Raw genomic sequence first — 17,449 nt, 5'->3', positions numbered from 1 at the left:
CGATGCGCCGCCCTGCTCTCGCGTGACGGCGCGCCTTGGGATTACGAGTCGTGCAGCAGCGAACGCGACGACGGTTCGACCGGCACTTCGGCGCCCGGCTGCTCACCGAAGCGCGCGCGGTAAAGCAGCGCGAGAATGGTCGAGAACACGGCGGCGATGAGGAACAGCACCGAGGCCGCATAGAAAAGCTGGGTGATCGGCAGATGCATCGACAGCAGCAGGCCGCCGATCACCGGCCCCGATACCGAGCCTATCTTGCCCACGGAAATCGCGCTGCCGACTCCGGCCGAGCGGAACGATGTCGGATAGATCATGCCGGCCACGGCATAGAGCCCGTACTGCGCGCCCACCACGCAGAAGCCCGTGGCGAACACGGCGAGCATCAGCCAGCCTTGCGACGAACCGTGACCGAGCAGCGCAACGACCGGAAGGCCGATCACCGGCAGCGAGATGATCGCCGCGACGCCATGACGATCCACGAAGCGGCACAGCACCAGTCCGCCGATCACGCCGCCGACGGAGAACATCATCGTGATGAGGCCCGCGCCGCGCGGGTCGATGCCCATGCCTTCCATCAGAATCGGCAGCCAGTTCTGCAGGAAGTAGAGCGCCATCGAGTTCGCGATGAACACGATCCACAGCAGCGGCGTAATGGCGGCGAGGCCGTCGGAGAAGATCAGCTTCAGCACGAAGCGCTGCTTTTCGCGCACTTCGCCGGCCACGAACAACGCGTCCGCGGGAAAGCTCACATCGGGACGCAGCCGCGTGATGAGCTTGCGCAGCATCTGCGGATCGCGCTGCCGGATAACGAGCAGCTTCGCGGACTCGGGCAACGTGAAGATCAGCAGCAGCGCGACGATCAACGAACCCGCGCCGCCGACCGCGAACATGACAGGCCATCCGAAGCGATGAATCAGCGCCGACGACACGAGACCGCCCGAGCCGGCACCGATGCTGAAGCCCGAGAACATCAGCGTGACCCATGTCGCGCGCAGGCGCTTCGGCGCATATTCCGCGACGAGCGCAACCGAGTTCGGCACCACGCCGCCCATGCCGATGCCGGCCAGAAAGCGCAGCAGCATCAAGTCGTGCAGCGAAGTCGCCCACACGGAAGCGTAAGTCAGCGCCCCGAAAAAGAGACTGCCGATGATGATCGCCTTCTTGCGGCCCAAGCGGTCGCCGAGATAGCCGAAGATGAAGGAGCCGATCAGCGTGCCGAGCAGGCCCGCGCCGAACACGGGGCCGAATCCACCGCGCGCGACGTGCCAGTCCTTGATGATGGCGGGTGCCGCGAACGACACGGCGGTCTGATCGTAGCCGTCCATCAGCATGATCAGGAAACACCAAAAGAGCAGGCCGGCGGCGAAGCGCCCCGTTTTCTGCTCTTCGATCAGTTTCGCGATGTTGAAAGTCCGGTCTGCTTGCATGTATGTCCCGTTTGCCTTGTTCGGACGGACGCACCGGCCGGGCGCATCCGTTTGCTGCCTTGCTGCTGAAAATCTCTCATGGCGAAGCCATGGCCGGAGCCACAATATAAGAGGCGGCCCCGCGCGGCTCAATCAAAAAGTAACGATGAAGCGATCGAAATAAGTGAAGAGTCCGTCTCGCGTTCCCGTTCGCATGCAGCTCACCGCACGATGACACCTCCGTTTCCTCAGAACATGTGATTGACGCCGATGCGCGCGACCGTCTGGCTGCCGGTCGACGACGGCTGGAAGCCGAACTGCGCAGCGTGAGCGCCGGGGCCCGAAGCGCGTTGCAGGCCGACGCCTGCGTACACCTGCGTGCGTTTCGAAAGGTAGTCGGTCAGAAACAGGTTGTACTGGTTCGTCGTGATGCCCTGGAACAGCGAGTGATTCACCGAAACGCCGAGAATGAAGAAGCCTAGGCTGCCGACCAGTTCCGTGTTCAGGCCCGCCTGATAGTTGTTGAGCGTTGCCGAGCCGCGCGCGTTCTCCAGCTTGACGCCGCTATACGTGACGTGCGGCGTGAAGATCCCGATCTTCAGCGAAGCGCCCGCGGCGAGCGTGCTGTAACGGCTCGCGTTGAACATCGTGCCCTGCCGCAACGGCTGGCCGAGCAGCGAAGTCAGGCTGAAGGTGCCGAAGATATCGGCTGTGCGGTTATGGGACATCGTGTACGCGACGCCGAAATTCACCGTGTTGCTCGAATACTGCGCGCCGACGCTGTACTGGCGTCCCGCGCTGAAGTCGCCGGCCTGGTTGCCGAACGCGTTCATCGCGCCGGCCTGGAAGCCGTGGTAGTTGATCGTCTCGTACTTCACCGCGTTGTTGAGCGCGTGCGTGTTCGCGAGACCGTCGAGATTGCCCGGCGTGTAGAACGAGGAGATGCCCGGCACCGAGTTGTTCAGCCGCCCGACGTACTGGTAGATGTAGTCGTTGATGTTGCCGAAGCTCAGCGAGCCGAAGCGATCGTTCGAAAGGCCCACGTACGCGTCGCGATTGAAGAAGCTCGTCGGGTTGATCTGCGCGCCGGTGTTGGTCAGAAAGCCCGATTCGAGCCGCGCGAACGCCGTATTGCCGCCGCCGAGGTCTTCCTTGATCAGGAGGCCCCAGCGGTCGGGCTGGCGCTTGCCGGCGGATTCCTGATACAGGTGCTTGCCCTGCGAGTTCGACACGAAATCGACTCCCACGTCGATGCTTCCATACAGCGTGACGGACGACTGAGCCAGCACCGGCCCAGCCAGAATCGCGGCGCAACCGCCGACGAGCAGACGAGTTTTCAACGAAGTCTCCAAATTTTTTTATCGCTGGCCGGCTGCTCTTCGGCGCCGGCGTCCTGCATCGCGCAATCCTGCGGGCAGTCTTCCGACCGCCTCTTGCCCGATGCGGAACCGAGTTTAACCATTCAAATACGGGCTTTGAATCACGAGTTATTTATCAAGCAATAGAACATCCCGAATATTCACTCAGGGTATTTACTCATCGACCTTAAAAAAACACATAAGGCTTCTAAAGGCGATGAATCGCCGTGCTAACATCCGCCACGTTTTGATTCAATGACCGTTAAAACGGAGAGCACAGATGCATTTCAGCGCAGTACCGCCCCGGCGCATGATCGTGGGCATCAGCGGCGCATCGGGCGTCGTCTACGGCGTCCGGCTGCTGCAATTGCTCAGGCAGCTCGACATCGAGTCGCATCTGGTGATGAGCCGCTCCGCGCAGGTCACGCTCGCGCACGAGTCGCCGTACAGCGTCGCCGACGTCCGCGCGCTCGCCACGGTCACGTACCCGAACACGGACATCGGCGCGGCCATTTCGAGCGGATCGTTCCCCGTCATGGGCATGATCGTCGCGCCCTGCTCGATCCGCACGCTCTCGGAAATCGCCACCGGCGTCACGAGCGGCCTGCTTTCCCGCGCCGCGGACGTCACGCTGAAGGAGCGCCGGCGGCTCGTGCTGATGGTTCGGGAAACGCCGCTGCATCTGGGCCACTTGCGCAGCATGACGAGCGTGACCGAAGCCGGAGCAATCGTGTATCCGCCGGTGCCCGCATTCTACGCGAACCCGGAATCGCTCGACGAAATGGTCGATCACACCGTCGGGCGCGTGCTCGATCTCTTCAATATCGAAACCTCGGTCGTGCATCGCTGGGGCATGTGAGATTCATGCGCGGGCGCTTCCTGCATTATCAATTTTCAGTGATAACTCATTAGAATTCTTTTGCTTCTTTCGCGACCGGCGTTCCTTTAAAGTGGTTCCGTTTTAAAACGAAACCCCATTTAAAAGATTTATCGATCGACTGATAAATCTTCTCGATAAGAGACAGCGTTAATACGAAAGAGGTCGAAAGGTCGAATGAAGATCGTCATTGCAGGGGCCGGTATCGGCGGCTTGACGGCGGGAGCCGCTTTGTTGAGAAGAGGCTTCGACGTCACCATCCTTGAACAGGCCAAGGCGCTCGGCGAGATCGGCGCCGGCGTGCAGTTGAGCCCGAACGCCACACGCGTCCTTTATCAGATCGGCGTCGGCGAGCGTCTCGAAGGCCTCGCGTGCGAGCCGCCCGGCAAGCGCGTGCGTCTCTGGAACAGCGGTCAGACCTGGCCGCTCTTCGATCTCGGCGCGGCATCGCGCGAGGTGTATGGCTTTCCCTACCTGACCGTGCATCGCGCGGACCTGCATGAAGCGCTCGTCGATGCGGTGCGCGCGTTTCGTGCCGATGCGATCAAGCTCGATCACAAGGTCGAGTCGATCGTGCAGAAGGACGGCAAGGTCGAAGTGCAGACCGTCTCCGGCGCCACGTTCGAAGCGGATCTCGTGATCGGCGCCGACGGCGTGCATTCGCGCGTGCGCCGCGCGCTCTTCGGCGCGGACGAACCCGTCTATTCGGGCGTGATGGCCTGGCGCGGCGTGATCGACGCGACCAAGCTGCCCGAGCATCTGCGCACGCCGTACGGCACCAACTGGGTCGGGCCGGGCGCGCATGTCATCCACTATCCGCTGCGCGGCCACAAGCTCATCAACTTCGTCGGCGCTGTCGAGCGCGATGGATGGCAGGTCGAATCGTGGTCGGAGCGCGGCACCCTCGACGAATGTCTCGCCGATTTCGAAGGCTGGCACGAAGACGTGCGCACGCTGATCTCGGCCATCGACATTCCGTATAAGTGGGCGCTCATGATCCGCGAGCCGATGACGCGCTGGAGTTCCGGCAACGCCACGCTGATCGGCGACGCCTGTCATCCCACGCTGCCGTTCCTCGCGCAAGGCGCGGGCATGGCGCTCGAAGACGGTTATCTGATCGCGCGCTGCATCGGGCGCTATCAGGACGACGTGCCGCGCGCGCTCGAACGCTTCGAGGCGCTGCGTCTCGAACGCACGTCGCGCATCGTGCGCGGATCGGCGGCGAACACGAAGCGCTTTCACAATCCCGCCCTCGCGCATGCGGAAGGCGCGGCGGAATACGTCGATCGCGAGTGGAGCGAGGAACGCGTGAAGGAGCGCTACAACTGGCTGTTCGAATACGACGTCGACGCCGTCGAAGTCTGAGCGAGCGCTGCTTTCACCACTCGCCTCGTCAAAGCCGCATCAAGGAGACAAGCATGTCCGATTCCCTGCCGCCGGTGCTGGGCCTGCACCATTTCGCGTGGCGCTGCCGCAATGCCGAAGAAACGCGTCATTTCTACGAGGACATCCTCGGCCTGCCGCTGGTTCATCTGATCCGTCTCGACCGCGTGCCGAGCACGGGCGAGTATTGCCCGTACGTGCATCTGTTCTTCGAGATGGCCGACGGCTCGAATATCGCGTTCTTCGATCTCGGCGACGACGTTGCCGCCGAGCCTTCGCCGAACACGCCGTCGTGGATCAATCACATCGCGCTGCGCCTGGGCTCGCTCGACCAGCTCGAAACGATGAAGCAGCGTCTCGCCGATCACGGCATCGAAGTGCTCGGCGTGACCGATCATCACTTCGTGCGCTCCATCTACTTCTTCGATCCGAACGGCTTGCGGCTCGAATTGACGGTGCCGGTCGCGCCGCCGGAAACGCTGTCGTCGTATCGCACGCACGCGCATGCCGGGCTCGAAGCATGGGTCGAAGAACGCAAGAACGCCGTACCGGAGACGCCGCTCGCATGACCGCACTCAACGCCACACACGATCCGGCGCGACGTAGCTGGATCGATTCGGCCAACCTGCCCGACGCGGATTTCCCGATCCAGAACCTGCCGTTCGGCGCTTTCGAGCGCGATGGCGTCGCGCGCGCGGGCGTGGCCATCGGCGAGCATGCCGTGGACTTGCACGCGCTCGCCGAGAGCGGTCTCATCGACGCGAACAGCGACGCGGCCCTCGCCTGCGAAGCCACGCGCGATGGCACGCTGAACCGCCTCATGGCGATGCCGCATCGCTATGCAAACGCGTTGCGCGCCGCGCTGTCCGATCTGCTGAAGAGCGATGCGCCGCAGCGCGCCCGCGTGCAGCAGCAAGCGGATGCGCTGCTGCCGCGCATCGATACGCTCGCGCTGCGCCTGCCGTGCGAAGTCGGCGACTACACGGACTTTCTGACGTCGCTGCATCACACCGAGCGGCACGGGCGCTACAAGGGTCTCGCCGATCCGCTGCCGCCCGCGTTCAAGTCGCTGCCGATTGCGTATCACGGACGCGCTTCGTCGCTGCGCGTGAGCGGCGGCGACGTGCGCCGTCCGCACGGCCAGTATCGCGATGCGAACGGACAGATCGTGTTCGGCCCCGCGCCCGCGCTCGATTTCGAGCTGGAACTGGCGGCGTGGATCGGCGAAGGCAATGCGTTCACGCAGCCGATTCCCGTCGACGAAGCCCACGCGCACATCTTCGGTTATTCGCTGCTCAACGACTGGTCCGCGAAAAGCATCCAGTGGTTCGAACAAGTGCTCGGCCCGTTTCTCGGCAAGAGCTTTCATTCGAGCCTGTCGCCGTGGATCGTCACGTCCGAGGCGCTCGCGCCGTTCCGCAAGGCGCCGGTCGCGCGTGCATCGGATGATCCGCCGCTCATGGCGCATCTGCACGGCGCGCGCGATCAGCAGGAAGGCGGGCTGCATCTGGAACTGCACGCGCATCTTTCGACGCGGCAATTGCGCGAAGCCGGCGCGGATGCTGTGCGCATCACGCATACGCATCTGGACAACCTCTACTGGACCTTCGCGCAGATGGTCGCGCATCACACGAGCAACGGCTGCAATCTGCGCACCGGCGACCTGCTCGGCAGCGGCACGATTTCCGGCGCGGACGACGCGGCGCGCGCATGCATCACGGAACTGACCAACGCGGGCCGCGATCCGCTGCGCCTGCCGAACGGCGAAACGCGCACCGCGCTCGAAGACGGCGACGAAATCGTGTTGGGCGCGCGCGCTTCGAAAGCGGGCGCGGTATCGATCGGTTTCGGGGAATGCCGTGGCCGCATCGCGCCGGCGTTCGCGTTTGCGTCCGCGACCGCCGACGTGGAGGCCGCCGCATGACGCACGCGCTCAACGGTTACGTGCAGGTCGGTCACGGCCCGCGCAAGGTGCTCGCGATGAACGGCTGGTTCGGCAGCGCCGACGACTGGCAGCCGCTCGTCCCCGCGCTCGATACGGACGCGTTCACCTACGTCTTCTTCGACTATCGCGGATACGGCCGCTCGCGCGAACGCGACGGCGCGTTCACCTTCGAGGAAGCCGCGCAAGATGCGCTCGCGCTCGTCGATCATCTCGGCTGGGACACCTTCAGCCTGATCGGTCATTCGATGGGCGGAGTCGCGATTCAGCGCGTGCTGCTCACCGCGCGCGATCGCATCGAGCGCATGGCCGGCGTGTGCGCCGTGCCCGCGTGCGGATCGCGCATGGACGAAACGCGCCTCGCGATGTTTCGCGCGGCCGTCGGCGACGTGGACAAGCGCGCGGCGATCATCGCGTTCTCGACCGGCAATCGCCTTGCGCCGCGTTTTACTCAGCATCTCGCGCGGGAATCGCAGCGCGTGTCGCGCGCCGATGCCTTCGCCGGCTATCTGCCGCACTGGGCCGCGAGCGATTTCTCGGCCGAGGTGACGGGCAACGAGACGTCGGTGAAGCTCTTCATCGGCGAACACGATCCCACGCTGACCGCCGACGTGATGAGCCGCACCTGGCTCGCGTGGTATCCGCGCGCGAGCGTCGAGACCATCGCGAACGCGGGGCATTACCCGATGTATGAAGCGCCGGTCGCGCTCGCGACCGCGCTCGAAAACTGGCTGAAAGCGGCCTGAAGGTCACGGTCCGCAGGAGACTTCATGTACGAGACTTCATATCTGCGCGCGTCGTCGCTCGAAGAAGCCGCCGCCTGGCTGATCGAGCACGAGGACGCGCGGCCGCTCTCGGGCGGCATGACGCTGATTCCCACGCTCAAGCAGCGGCTTGCCGCGCCTTCGCATCTGATCGACCTCACGCGCATCGAAGCGATGCGCGGCGTGAGCGTCGAGAACGGCGTGCTGCGCGTCGGCGCGCTGACGAAGCATGCCGAAGTGGCTGCATCGCCTATCGTCGCGGATGCGATTCCCGCGCTCGCGCAACTCGCGAACGTGATCGCCGATCCGCAAGTGCGCAATCGCGGCACGATGGGCGGCTCGGTCGCGAACAACGACCCCGCCGCCGATTATCCGAGCGCCGTGCTCGCGCTGAACGCGCAGGTGCTCACGTCGCAAAGGCGCATCGCCGCCGACGACTTTTTCGTCGATACCTTCGAGACCGCGCTGGAACCTGCCGAGCTGGTGACGGGCTTCGACTATCCGCTGCCGTTGCGCGCGGCGTACGCGAAGTTCCGCCAGCCGGCATCGGGCTACGCCGTGGTCGGCGTGTTCATCGCGCAGTTCGCGGATTCGATTCGCGTGGCGGTCACGGGCGCGGGCGCGTCGGTGTTCCGCTGGCTCGAAGCCGAAGCCGCGCTCGCCGCCGATCTGTCCGACACCGCGCTCGACGCATTGAAGATGGACGCCGCCGCGCTGCCCGACGACGCCAACGGCTCGTCCGCGTATCGCGCCCATCTGATCGAAACCTACACGCGCCGCGCATTGCAGGCGTTGCTGACGCAGCCGCTGCGCCAGCCTGCCTAAACCGTTTTCAGGAGACACACACATGGAGTTCACCGGATCGCAGACGATTGCCGCCACGCGTGAGCAGGTATGGGCAGGCTTGAACGATCCCGCCGTGCTGCAGGCATGCGTGCCGGGCTGCGAGGAATTCATCGGCGAAAGCGACAGCGAATACAAGGCCGTCGTGGTCGCCAAGGTCGGCCCCGTGAAGGCGCGCTTCAAGGGCACGCTCGTCATCTCGGATCGCGACGGCCCGAACGGTTACCGGATTCTGGGTCAGGGCGAAGGCGGCATCGCGGGCTTCGGCAAGATGAACGCGACGGTCACGCTCGCCGACGCCGACGAAGGCGGCACGCTCCTCACCTACGTCGCCGACGCGCAAGTGGGCGGCAAGCTCGCGCAGATCGGTTCGCGCCTCGTCACGTCGGTCGCGAACAAGCTCGCGGCGGAATTCTTCACGCGCTTCAATGCGACGATGAGCGCCCCGGCCAACGCCGACGCGCCGCAGTGAGCATTCGGGGAACGAATCATGGCTGAAATCCAACTCCGCGTGAACGGCGTCGACGTGAAGCGCACCGTGCCCGATCAGACGCTGCTCGTCGAATTCCTGCGCGAGACGCTGCGCCTCACCGGCACGCACGTCGGCTGCGACACGAGCCAGTGCGGCGCGTGTACCGTGCATCTCGACGGCGTCTCGGTGAAGTCGTGCACGGTGCTCGCCGCGCAGGCGAGCGGCGGCGCGGTCACGACCGTCGAAGGGCTGCGCGAAAGCGCCGATGCGCCGCTGCATCCGGTGCAGAACGCGTTCGTGCAGTGCCACGGCCTGCAATGCGGCTTTTGCACGCCGGGCATGATCATGTCGTCGAGCTTCTATCTGCGCGAAGAACCGTCGCTCGACGAAGACAGCATTTGCCACGCGCTCGAAGGCAACATCTGCCGTTGCACGGGCTACGTGAACATCATCGAGGCCGTGCGTCACGCGGCGCACGAGATGTATCCGGCGCTCGCAGACACATCGACGGAGGACGCCAAGCGATGATCGGCCAACCTCTTCCGCGCCTCGAAGACCGGCGCTTCGTGACCGGCAACGGCCAGTACACCGACGACCTCCGTCTCGACGGCCAGTTGCACGCCGCCTTCCTGCGCTCGCCGCACGCGCACGCGGCGCTGCGTTCCGTGGATGTGTCCGCGGCGCGCGAGGCGCCCGGCGTGATCGCGGTGCTCGTCGGCCAGGATTATCTCGACGACGGCTTTCAGGGCGTCGATCATGTGCCGAATCCGATCGATGCCGTCGATGCCACGAGAAAGGCGTTCCTCACTTCGCTGACCGGCGAGATCTTCAACCAGTTGCATGTTCCGCTGCCGATCGATCGCGTGCGCTATGTCGGCGAGCCGATCGCGATGGTCATCGCGGAAACCGCGCTCGCCGCGCGCAATGCAAGCGAGCTGATCGACGTCGATTACGACGAACTCGACGCTGTCGTCAACGCCGCCGATGCGATGCAGGACGGCGCGCCGCAACTGTGGGACGGCGCGGCGAACAATCTGTGCTTTCAGACGCAGATCGGCGATCGCGACGAAGCGCGCCGCATCATCGCCGATGCTCCGTTCGTGCTCACGCGCGAGTTTCATCACAGCCGCGTGGTGAATTGCCAGATGGAGCCGCGCAGCGCGATCGGCGCGTTCGACGGCGAAAGCGGCATCTACACGCTGATCTCGGGCAGCCAGGGCGCGGTGCGGCAGAAGGTCTGCCTCGCGATCGCGCTGAAAGTGCCGCCCGAAAAAGTGCGCGTGGTGTGTCCCGATACCGGCGGCGGCTTCGGCCCGCGCTCGTTCATCTACATCGAGCAGCTCGCGGTGGTGTGGGCCGCGCGGCGCATCGGGCGGCCGGTGAAGTGGACGAGCGATCGCAGCGAAGCGTTCCTCTCCGACTATCAGGGCCGCGACCAGATCATCCGCGCCACGTTCGGCTTTTCGCGCGAAGGCCGCATTCTCGCCATCGACAACGAATGGATCGGCAACGTCGGCGCGCATACGGTGTCCTATGTGCCGATGTCGAACGGCACGCGCATCATGACGACCGTCTACGACGTGCCGCTCGCCGCCGTGCACATCAGCGCGGTGCTGACGAACACGGTGCCGACCGCGCCGTATCGCGGCGCGGGCCGCCCCGAGGCGACGCACGTGATCGAGCGCATGCTCGACCTCGCGGCGGCGGAACTCGGGCTGGATCGCGCGGAGATTCGCCGACGCAATCTGATCGCGCACGAGAAGCTGCCGTATCGCAGTCCGATGGGCCTCACCTACGACAGCGGCGAATTCGCGCGCAACATGGCGCGTGCGCTGGAACTGGCGGAGTGGGACGGCTTCGAGACGCGTCGCGCGGCGTCGCGCGAGAAGGGCATGCTGCGCGGCATCGGGCTCGCGAACTATATCGAGTCGCCGGTGGGCGCGCCGCGCGAGCGTATCGAGCTGACGGTATTGCCGGAAGGCCGCATCGATATCGTGTCGGGCACGCAGTCCACCGGTCAGGGTCACGAAACGACGTTCGCGCAAGTCATCGCGCAGCATCTCGGCGTGCCGATCGATTCGATCACGCTGCGCACCGGCGACACCGCGTTCGTGAGCGTCGGCGGCGGCAGCCACTCGGATCGCTCGATGCGCTTGGGCGGCATGCTGCTCGTCGATACCGCCGCGCAGATCGTCGCGCTCGGCAAGCGCGTCGCCGCCGAACTCTTCGATGTCTCGCCCGAGCGCGTGGACTTCGCGAACGGCGCGTTTTCGGACGCGGATTCATCGAGCGAAATCAGTCTTTTCGACGTGGCCGCGCACATCGCGCGCGACGGCCTTCCCGGCGATGCCGCCACGCGCAAGCTCCACGCGCACGCCGAAGTGAACACGCGCGTGCCCGCGCATCCGACGGGCGCGGCCATTTGCGAACTGGAAGTGGACCCGGACACGGGCATCGTGAAGCTCGTCAACTACACGTCCGTCGACGATGTCGGCCAGCCGATCAATCCGCTCATCGTCGAAGGCCAGGTGCACGGCGGTCTCGCGCAGGGCATCGGTCAGGCGCTTTCGGAGACCTGTTATCTCGACCGCGACACGGGCCAGGTGCTGACCGGCTCGTACATGGATTACGGCATGCCGCGCGCGGGCGTCATTCCGCGCCTGAATCTCGAACTCACCGAAGATCCGACGCACGGCAATCCGCTGCGCGTGAAGGGCGGCGGCGAAAGCGGCATCACGCCCGCCACGGCGACGATCTTCAACGCGCTCGCCGACGCGCTCAGGGAATTCGGCACCGACGAACTCGCGATGCCGGCCACGCCAAAAGTCGTGTGGGAATTCATCCATCGCGACGCATGAACACGCATCAATAAGGAGACCAGCATGACCAGCCCTCACATTGCGATCCGCCGCAACGGACCGCTCGTGGACGTGGTGCTCGACCATCCGGAGAACGGCAATCTGATCGATGCGTCGATGAGCGAGACGATCATCGCGACCGTCACGACGCTCGACGACGACGTGAAGCTCGTGCGCATCCTCTCGAGCGGCCGCGACTTTTGCAAAGGCCGTCTTTCGCCGATGCCGCCGAAGGACGCGAAGCCGTCCGCCGAAACGCTGCGCCGCGTGGTCGCCGCGCCGCCGCTCGCGCTCTACGACGCGCTCAAGGCCGTGCGCGTGCCGGTGGTGTCGGTCGTGCGCGGCGAAGCGCTCGGCGTGGGCTGCGCGCTCGCGGGCGTGTGCGATATCGCGCTCGCCTCCGACGACGCCGTGTTCCAGATTCCCGAAATGGAACGCGACATTCCGCCGACGCTCGTGATGTCCGCGCTGATCGGCCGCGTGCCGGTGAAGACCGTCGCGCACATGGTGTTGAGCCGCGCGCGTCTTTCCGCGAGCGAAGCGTTGCAGGCGGGACTGGTGAGCCGAGTCGTGCCCGCCGCGAACCTCGACGCCGAAGCGGACGCGCTCGTCGACACGCTGCTCGGATGCAGCGCCGTCACGCTGCGCGCGGTCACGCAATTCCTGCATCTCGCGCCCGAAATGAATGCGAGCGGCGCGAGCGGCTTTGCCGCGCATCTCGCGGCGACGGCGCTTTCCGCGCGCTTCTGACGCTTTCGCGAAGCCGCCGCCACGCACCACGAATTCACGCATCAAGGAACCCAGATTGAGACCCAAGACCGCCATTCCCTCGACCGTCGACGGCACGCCCGCGCCCGACCTCGAACGCTTCCGCCTGCGCCGCTTCCTCGAATCGCTCGACGAGACCGAACTCGAACGTCATGACGCGCCCGTCGATCTCGCCGATATCGCCGGCATCATGGAAGGCAATCCGCGCGCGGTGTGGTTCAGCCGTCCGTCCGGCGGCCCGATCTCGCTCGCGGGCAGCGTCGCCGCAAGCCGTTCGCGCCTCGCGAAAGCGTTCGACACGACGCCGCAGCGCCTGCTCGACACCGTGCGCGAACGTCTGCGCGTGAAGGGCAAGCTCGTCGAAGTGAGCCGCGAGGAAGCGCCCGTGCAGCAAGTCGTGCTGACCGGCGACGCATGCGATTTCACCGCGCTGCCCGTGCATCTGCAACACGATCTGGACGGCGCGCCGTATATCTCGGCGTCGATCGACTTCGCCGTCGATCCGGAAACGGGCTGGACCAATGTCGGCATTCGCAGGCTGATGCTGCGCGGACGGCGCACCGCGGGCATCGATCTCGTCGCGCCGTCGGATTTGCGCGCCATCGCGATCGGCCACGCGAAACGCGGCGAGCGCACGCCCGTCGCGTTCGCTGTCGGCACGCATCCGGTCGATCACGTCGGCGCGACCATGCGCATTCCCGCCGACGAACTCGAACTCGTCGCTGCGCTGCGCGGCGCGCCGATGGGCGTCGTCAAGTGCGTGACCAACGACCTGCTCGTGCCCGCCGACGCCGAATACATTCTCGAAGGCTATCTCGACGAACGCGGCCATGCCGAGCCGGAAGGTCCGTATGGCGAATTCCTCGGCTACTACGGCGGCGTGAAGACGAATCCGCTGTTTCATCTGACCGCGATCACGCATCGGCGCGATGCCGTGTTTCAGACGTGCACGATCGGCGGGCGCACGATGGCGCGCACCGACACGGCGCAACTCGCCGCGCTGCGCACGGAAGTGACCGTGTGGCGCGCGCTCGAAACGGCCGTGCGCGAAGTGAAGGCCGTCTATGCGAATCCGGCGACGGGCGGCATGTTCAACGTGCGCATCGCGATGCAGCAGCGCGTGCCGGGCGAAGCGCGCAACGCGATCGCGGCCGTGTTCGCCTCGCTTGCGAACGTGAAGCATGTGTTCGTGGTCGATCCCGACATCGACATATTCAACGACGAGCAAATGGACTGGGCGCTCGCCACGCGCTTTCAGGCGGACCGCGATCTGGTGTTGCAGGAAGGCCTGCGCGCGATGCCGCTCGATCCGTCGCTGCTCGGCGCGAAGCAGACCGCGAAGGCCGGTTTCGATCTCACGCTGCCCTTGCTCGCACCGGGCGCCGAGCGCGATCTGGAGCATCGCGTGCCGACGCCGCCGGCGTATCGCGGCGCGCGCTTCGACTCGCTCGAAGCCGCACTCGACGACGGCCCGAAGCGCTTCTCGGAACTGATGGCCGCGACCGGCACGCGCGACGGCCGCGAAGTGGTGCAATGGCTGGAAGACACGGCGCAACGCCGTGCGATCGTGCGCGACGAAGAAGGCCGTTACGTCTTCGCGTGACGGCAAGGCGGCTGCCGCGCCCGCGTTCGGGGTGCGGCGGTCTGCCACGCCAGACGGGATAGAATCGAGCATGCCCCTTGCCCGATCAATAAAAAGCCGCCGTTGATGAATCTGTCCCTCAAACAACTCAAGGTTTTTCTCGGCGTCGCGAACGCGTCGAGCTTCACGAAGACCGCGCAGAGCATGCATCTGAGTCAGGCCGCGCTCTCCGCGATCATCCGGGAACTGGAAACGCAACTCGATTGCCGCCTGCTCGAACGCACGACGCGCACGGTTTCGCTGACCGAAGCGGGCCGCCTGTTCTATCCCACGGCGATGGCGATTGTCGAGTCGCTCGAAAAATCGGTCATCGAACTGAACGAACTGGGGCGTCAGAAGCAATCGTCGCTGCTGCTCGGCTGCACGCCGATGATCGCCGCGAGCCTCATGCCTGCGGTCCTTGCGCGCTTTTTGAAGGTCAATCCGGCGGCGCAGATCGAACTCGTCGACCGCAATCCGGCCGAACTCGTGCAGATGGTCGAAGAAGGCCATCTCGATGCCGCGTTCGGCGTGTTCTTCTCGCAGCTTTCCGGCATCGACCGCACGCCTATTTTTCCGACGCGGCTCGTCGCGGTTCAGCGCGCCGAGCCCGGCGCGCCGCTGCGCGGCTCGGGCGTGCGCTGGACGGCGCTTGAGAATCAGCCGCTCATCACGCTTCCGAAGGACAATCCGCTGCAACGGCTCATCGAGGCGACGCTGTCGAAAGAAGATGTGACGGTGAGCCGGCGCATCGTCGTGGGGCAATTGCAGACGGCTATCGCCATGGCGCAGGAAGGCTTCGGCGCGGCCGTGATGCCTTCGTTTTGCGAGCACATCTGCTACCGCTATCAGGTGCGCATCGACCCGCTGCGACCCGAGGTTCCGCTGTCCTTCTATCGCATCACGCGCACCGGGCGCGACACGCTCGCCACGCTCGATCAGTTCACCACGATGTTCACCGAAGCCGCGAGAGAAGATTCCGCCGGGTTCGCAGACATCGACGACAACTGAGCCTCATACGACGCAACGCCGCGATCGCACGCGGCCTGAAGGATCGTTCACCGATCCACGATGCGGCTCAAGTTACCCCGCACGCGTTGCAGCAGCGCGATTAGTTGCTCGCGCTCCTGCTTGCTCAGCCCCATGAGCGCCTCGGCGGTGATTTCGTCGCCCACGCGCCGCGCACGGTCGAGCGCTTTCTCGGCCTTCGCGGTCATGCTGACCTGTCTCGCGCGCCGGTCTTCCGGATCGTCGTGTCGCTTTATCCAGCCGCCCTCTTCCATCCGGTCGAGCAGCCGCCCCGCTGAAATCGGCGCGACTTCGAGCAGCCCCGCGAGCCGCGCCTGATTGACCTCGCCGTAATGCGACAGATACGCGAGCACGCGGCATTGCGCGCGCGTGAGATCGAGCGACGACTTCGCGAGCGCGTCGAAGCGGTTGCCGCATAAGCGGTCCACATCCGCGACCAGGAAGCCGAAGCGTTTGTCGAGTTGAGTTTCCATCGGGCGATTATAGGGAAGTTCCCCGGCGCGTCAGTATGATAAGCTGGCTTATTATCTATGCACGCCGCGAACATGTGGCGCATCCCATGTCTCCACAACCCTCGACGGAAAATGCGCCGCTGAACCGCACCATGCTGACCGTCTCGATCATGCTCGCGACGCTGATCCAGACGCTCGACAGCACCATCGCCAACGTGGCGCTGCCGCACATGCAGGGCACGCTGTCGGCATCGCAGGACGAGATCACATGGGTGCTGACGTCGTATATCGTCGCAGCGGCCATCGCCACGCCGCTCACCGGATGGCTCGCGGATCGGCTCAGCGTGAAGCGGCTGCTTTGCATTGCCATCGCCGGTTTCACGGTGGCGTCGGCGCTGTGCGGTTTATCCGAGACGCTCACGCAGATCGTCGCGTCCCGGCTGCTGCAAGGCGTTTTCGGCGCGGCGCTGGTGCCGCTTTCGCAATCCATTCTGCTCGACATCAATCCGCCCGATAAACAAGGCCAGGCGATGGCCGTCTGGGGCATGGGCGTGATGGTCGGCCCCATTCTCGGCCCGACGCTCGGCGGCTGGCTCACCGATAGCTACAACTGGCGCTGGGTTTTCTTCATCAACGTGCCCATCGGCGCATTCGCCCTGTTCGGCGTGTTGACGTTCCTGCCGACGCAGGCCGCGCGCCGCTCCGTCAGGTTCGATGCCTTCGGCTTCGCAACGCTCGGCCTTGCCATCGGCGCGTTTCAGGCAATGCTCGACCGCGGCGAGCAGCTCGACTGGTTCGGCTCGATGGAAATCCGCATCGAGGCGATCATCGCGGCACTGAGCTTCGTGTTCTTCGTCGCGCATACGGCGACGGCGGGCGCGCGCTCGTTCTTCAAATACGAACTGCTGAGGGACCGCAACTTCGCGACGGGCACCTGCTTCATCTTCGTCATCGGCGCGGTCATGTATGCCACGCGCGCGCTCCTGCCGCCGATGTTGCAGAACCTGATGAACTATCCGGTCGCGACGACGGGCCTCGTCACCGCGCCGAGCGGCGCCGGGACGATGATCGCCATGCTGATCGCCGGGCGCCTGCTCAAGCGTATCGATGCGCGGCTGTTGCTGCTCGCGGGCTTTCTCATCTCCGCCTTCGCGCTCTGGCAGATGATGCAATACACGATCGTGCTGTCGGCGTCGGACATCGTATGGCCGGGCGTGATTCAGGGCTTCGGGCTGGGCTTCGTGTTCGTGCCGTTGTCCGCGCTGACGTTCTCGACGCTCAACGCCACGCTGCGTGCTGACGGCACGGCCACGTACAGCCTCATGCGCAACATCGGCAGCAGTATCGGCATTTCGATCGTGCAGACGTTGATGACGCGAAACACGCAGGTGGCGCATTCGGACCTTGCCGCGCACATCACGCCCTTCAATCCGGCGATGCAGTCGATGCTCGCCACGGGATCGATGCGTGACATGGCGCTATTGAACGAGACGATCACGCAGCAGGCGGCGATGATCGCTTACCTGAACGACTTCAAGCTGATGTTCGTCGCGACGCTGCTCGTGGTGCCGCTGATTCTGCTCATCCGGCCGTCGCGCCGTGCAGCGGATGAATCGCTCGCGCATGCGGCGATGGATTAGCGTTAGCAGCCGGTGGCCCGGTTTTCTTGTTCTGCA

Annotated in this window: 16 protein-coding genes; 13 read left to right on the top strand and 3 right to left on the bottom strand. The window is 65.0% G+C overall.

Annotated elements, in window-relative coordinates:
• Positions 1–41 precede the first annotated feature (41 nt).
• Positions 42–1,427, bottom strand: a complete 1,386-nt coding sequence (locus tag NCR39_RS28265; protein WP_250456094.1) for an MFS transporter — start codon at positions 1,425–1,427, stop codon at positions 42–44.
• Between the two features lie 227 nt (positions 1,428–1,654).
• Positions 1,655–2,746, bottom strand: a complete 1,092-nt coding sequence (locus tag NCR39_RS28260; protein WP_250456093.1) for a porin — start codon at positions 2,744–2,746, stop codon at positions 1,655–1,657.
• Between the two features lie 298 nt (positions 2,747–3,044).
• Here NCR39_RS28260 and NCR39_RS28255 point away from each other — a divergent pair, with 298 nt between their 5' ends.
• The 12 genes from NCR39_RS28255 (at position 3,045) to NCR39_RS28200 (ending at position 15,303) form a co-directional block, all read left to right on the top strand.
• On the top strand, positions 3,045–3,623 hold the full coding sequence (locus NCR39_RS28255; protein ID WP_250456092.1) for a UbiX family flavin prenyltransferase: 579 nt from the start codon (positions 3,045–3,047) through the stop codon (positions 3,621–3,623).
• A gap of 195 nt (positions 3,624–3,818) precedes the next feature.
• Positions 3,819–5,006, top strand: a complete 1,188-nt coding sequence (locus NCR39_RS28250) for an FAD-dependent monooxygenase (protein ID WP_250456091.1) — start codon at positions 3,819–3,821, stop codon at positions 5,004–5,006.
• A 53-nt stretch (positions 5,007–5,059) separates the two neighbouring features.
• Positions 5,060–5,593: a VOC family protein gene (locus NCR39_RS28245; protein ID WP_250456090.1), complete on the top strand. Its 534-nt coding sequence runs from the start codon at positions 5,060–5,062 to the stop codon at positions 5,591–5,593.
• A complete protein-coding gene (gene fahA / locus NCR39_RS28240) occupies positions 5,590–6,948 on the top strand; it encodes a fumarylacetoacetase (RefSeq protein WP_250456089.1) in 1,359 nt (452 codons plus the stop codon). Before NCR39_RS28245 ends, fahA begins: the two co-directional genes overlap by 4 nt.
• A complete protein-coding gene (locus NCR39_RS28235) occupies positions 6,945–7,712 on the top strand; it encodes an alpha/beta fold hydrolase (protein ID WP_250456088.1) in 768 nt (255 codons plus the stop codon). The genes fahA and NCR39_RS28235 overlap by 4 nt, the downstream gene beginning before the upstream one ends.
• A 24-nt stretch (positions 7,713–7,736) precedes the next feature.
• Positions 7,737–8,555: an FAD binding domain-containing protein gene (locus NCR39_RS28230; RefSeq protein ID WP_250456087.1), complete on the top strand. Its 819-nt coding sequence runs from the start codon at positions 7,737–7,739 to the stop codon at positions 8,553–8,555.
• Between the two features lie 22 nt (positions 8,556–8,577).
• On the top strand, positions 8,578–9,045 hold the full coding sequence (locus NCR39_RS28225; protein ID WP_250456086.1) for an SRPBCC family protein: 468 nt from the start codon (positions 8,578–8,580) through the stop codon (positions 9,043–9,045).
• Between the two features lie 18 nt (positions 9,046–9,063).
• Positions 9,064–9,573 (top strand): (2Fe-2S)-binding protein, encoded by a 510-nt coding sequence (locus NCR39_RS28220; RefSeq protein WP_250456085.1) that lies wholly within the window; start codon positions 9,064–9,066, stop codon positions 9,571–9,573.
• On the top strand, positions 9,570–11,903 hold the full coding sequence (locus NCR39_RS28215) for a xanthine dehydrogenase family protein molybdopterin-binding subunit (protein ID WP_250456084.1): 2,334 nt from the start codon (positions 9,570–9,572) through the stop codon (positions 11,901–11,903). Before NCR39_RS28220 ends, NCR39_RS28215 begins: the two co-directional genes overlap by 4 nt.
• Positions 11,904–11,927: 24 nt before the next feature.
• Positions 11,928–12,653: an enoyl-CoA hydratase/isomerase family protein gene (locus tag NCR39_RS28210; protein WP_250456083.1), complete on the top strand. Its 726-nt coding sequence runs from the start codon at positions 11,928–11,930 to the stop codon at positions 12,651–12,653.
• 55 nt (positions 12,654–12,708) lie between these two features.
• Positions 12,709–14,274 carry a UbiD family decarboxylase gene (locus NCR39_RS28205; protein ID WP_250456082.1) on the top strand — a complete coding sequence of 522 codons (1,566 nt, stop codon included), beginning with the start codon at positions 12,709–12,711 and terminating at the stop codon, positions 14,272–14,274.
• Positions 14,275–14,379: 105 nt separating this feature from the next.
• Positions 14,380–15,303 (top strand): LysR family transcriptional regulator, encoded by a 924-nt coding sequence (locus tag NCR39_RS28200; protein WP_250456081.1) that lies wholly within the window; start codon positions 14,380–14,382, stop codon positions 15,301–15,303.
• Positions 15,304–15,350: 47 nt separating this feature from the next.
• Here NCR39_RS28200 and NCR39_RS28195 read toward each other — a convergent pair whose 3' ends face one another.
• Positions 15,351–15,794 (bottom strand): MarR family winged helix-turn-helix transcriptional regulator, encoded by a 444-nt coding sequence (locus tag NCR39_RS28195; protein ID WP_040049017.1) that lies wholly within the window; start codon positions 15,792–15,794, stop codon positions 15,351–15,353.
• Positions 15,795–15,880: 86 nt separating this feature from the next.
• Here NCR39_RS28195 and NCR39_RS28190 point away from each other — a divergent pair, with 86 nt between their 5' ends.
• Complete coding sequence (locus NCR39_RS28190) at positions 15,881–17,413, top strand: DHA2 family efflux MFS transporter permease subunit (RefSeq protein WP_250456080.1); 1,533 nt, start codon at positions 15,881–15,883, stop codon at positions 17,411–17,413.
• Positions 17,414–17,449 lie beyond the last annotated feature (36 nt).

It is taken from the genome of Caballeronia sp. ATUFL_M2_KS44, from assembly GCF_023630965.1.
Lineage (GTDB): Bacteria > Pseudomonadota > Gammaproteobacteria > Burkholderiales > Burkholderiaceae > Caballeronia > Caballeronia concitans.
Note: the sequence above shows the minus strand (reverse complement) of the source record. Positions and strands in the feature narration are given on the sequence as shown.

What these genes read in the sequence shown, in the direction of transcription:
- NCR39_RS28230 (WP_250456087.1), top strand. Translation starts at nt 7,737, where the DNA reads ATGTACGAGACTTCATATCTGCGCGCGTCGTCGCTCGAAGAAGCCGCC.
- NCR39_RS28255 (WP_250456092.1), top strand. Translation starts at nt 3,045, where the DNA reads ATGCATTTCAGCGCAGTACCGCCCCGGCGCATGATCGTGGGCATCAGC.
- NCR39_RS28245 (WP_250456090.1), top strand. Translation starts at nt 5,060, where the DNA reads ATGTCCGATTCCCTGCCGCCGGTGCTGGGCCTGCACCATTTCGCGTGG.
- NCR39_RS28210 (WP_250456083.1), top strand. Translation starts at nt 11,928, where the DNA reads ATGACCAGCCCTCACATTGCGATCCGCCGCAACGGACCGCTCGTGGAC.
- NCR39_RS28200 (WP_250456081.1), top strand. Translation starts at nt 14,380, where the DNA reads ATGAATCTGTCCCTCAAACAACTCAAGGTTTTTCTCGGCGTCGCGAAC.
- NCR39_RS28265 (WP_250456094.1), bottom strand. Translation starts at nt 1,427, where the DNA reads ATGCAAGCAGACCGGACTTTCAACATCGCGAAACTGATCGAAGAGCAG.
- NCR39_RS28225 (WP_250456086.1), top strand. Translation starts at nt 8,578, where the DNA reads ATGGAGTTCACCGGATCGCAGACGATTGCCGCCACGCGTGAGCAGGTA.
- NCR39_RS28250 (WP_250456091.1), top strand. Translation starts at nt 3,819, where the DNA reads ATGAAGATCGTCATTGCAGGGGCCGGTATCGGCGGCTTGACGGCGGGA.
- NCR39_RS28190 (WP_250456080.1), top strand. Translation starts at nt 15,881, where the DNA reads ATGTCTCCACAACCCTCGACGGAAAATGCGCCGCTGAACCGCACCATG.
- fahA (WP_250456089.1), top strand. Translation starts at nt 5,590, where the DNA reads ATGACCGCACTCAACGCCACACACGATCCGGCGCGACGTAGCTGGATC.
- NCR39_RS28215 (WP_250456084.1), top strand. Translation starts at nt 9,570, where the DNA reads ATGATCGGCCAACCTCTTCCGCGCCTCGAAGACCGGCGCTTCGTGACC.
- NCR39_RS28220 (WP_250456085.1), top strand. Translation starts at nt 9,064, where the DNA reads ATGGCTGAAATCCAACTCCGCGTGAACGGCGTCGACGTGAAGCGCACC.
- NCR39_RS28195 (WP_040049017.1), bottom strand. Translation starts at nt 15,794, where the DNA reads ATGGAAACTCAACTCGACAAACGCTTCGGCTTCCTGGTCGCGGATGTG.
- NCR39_RS28235 (WP_250456088.1), top strand. Translation starts at nt 6,945, where the DNA reads ATGACGCACGCGCTCAACGGTTACGTGCAGGTCGGTCACGGCCCGCGC.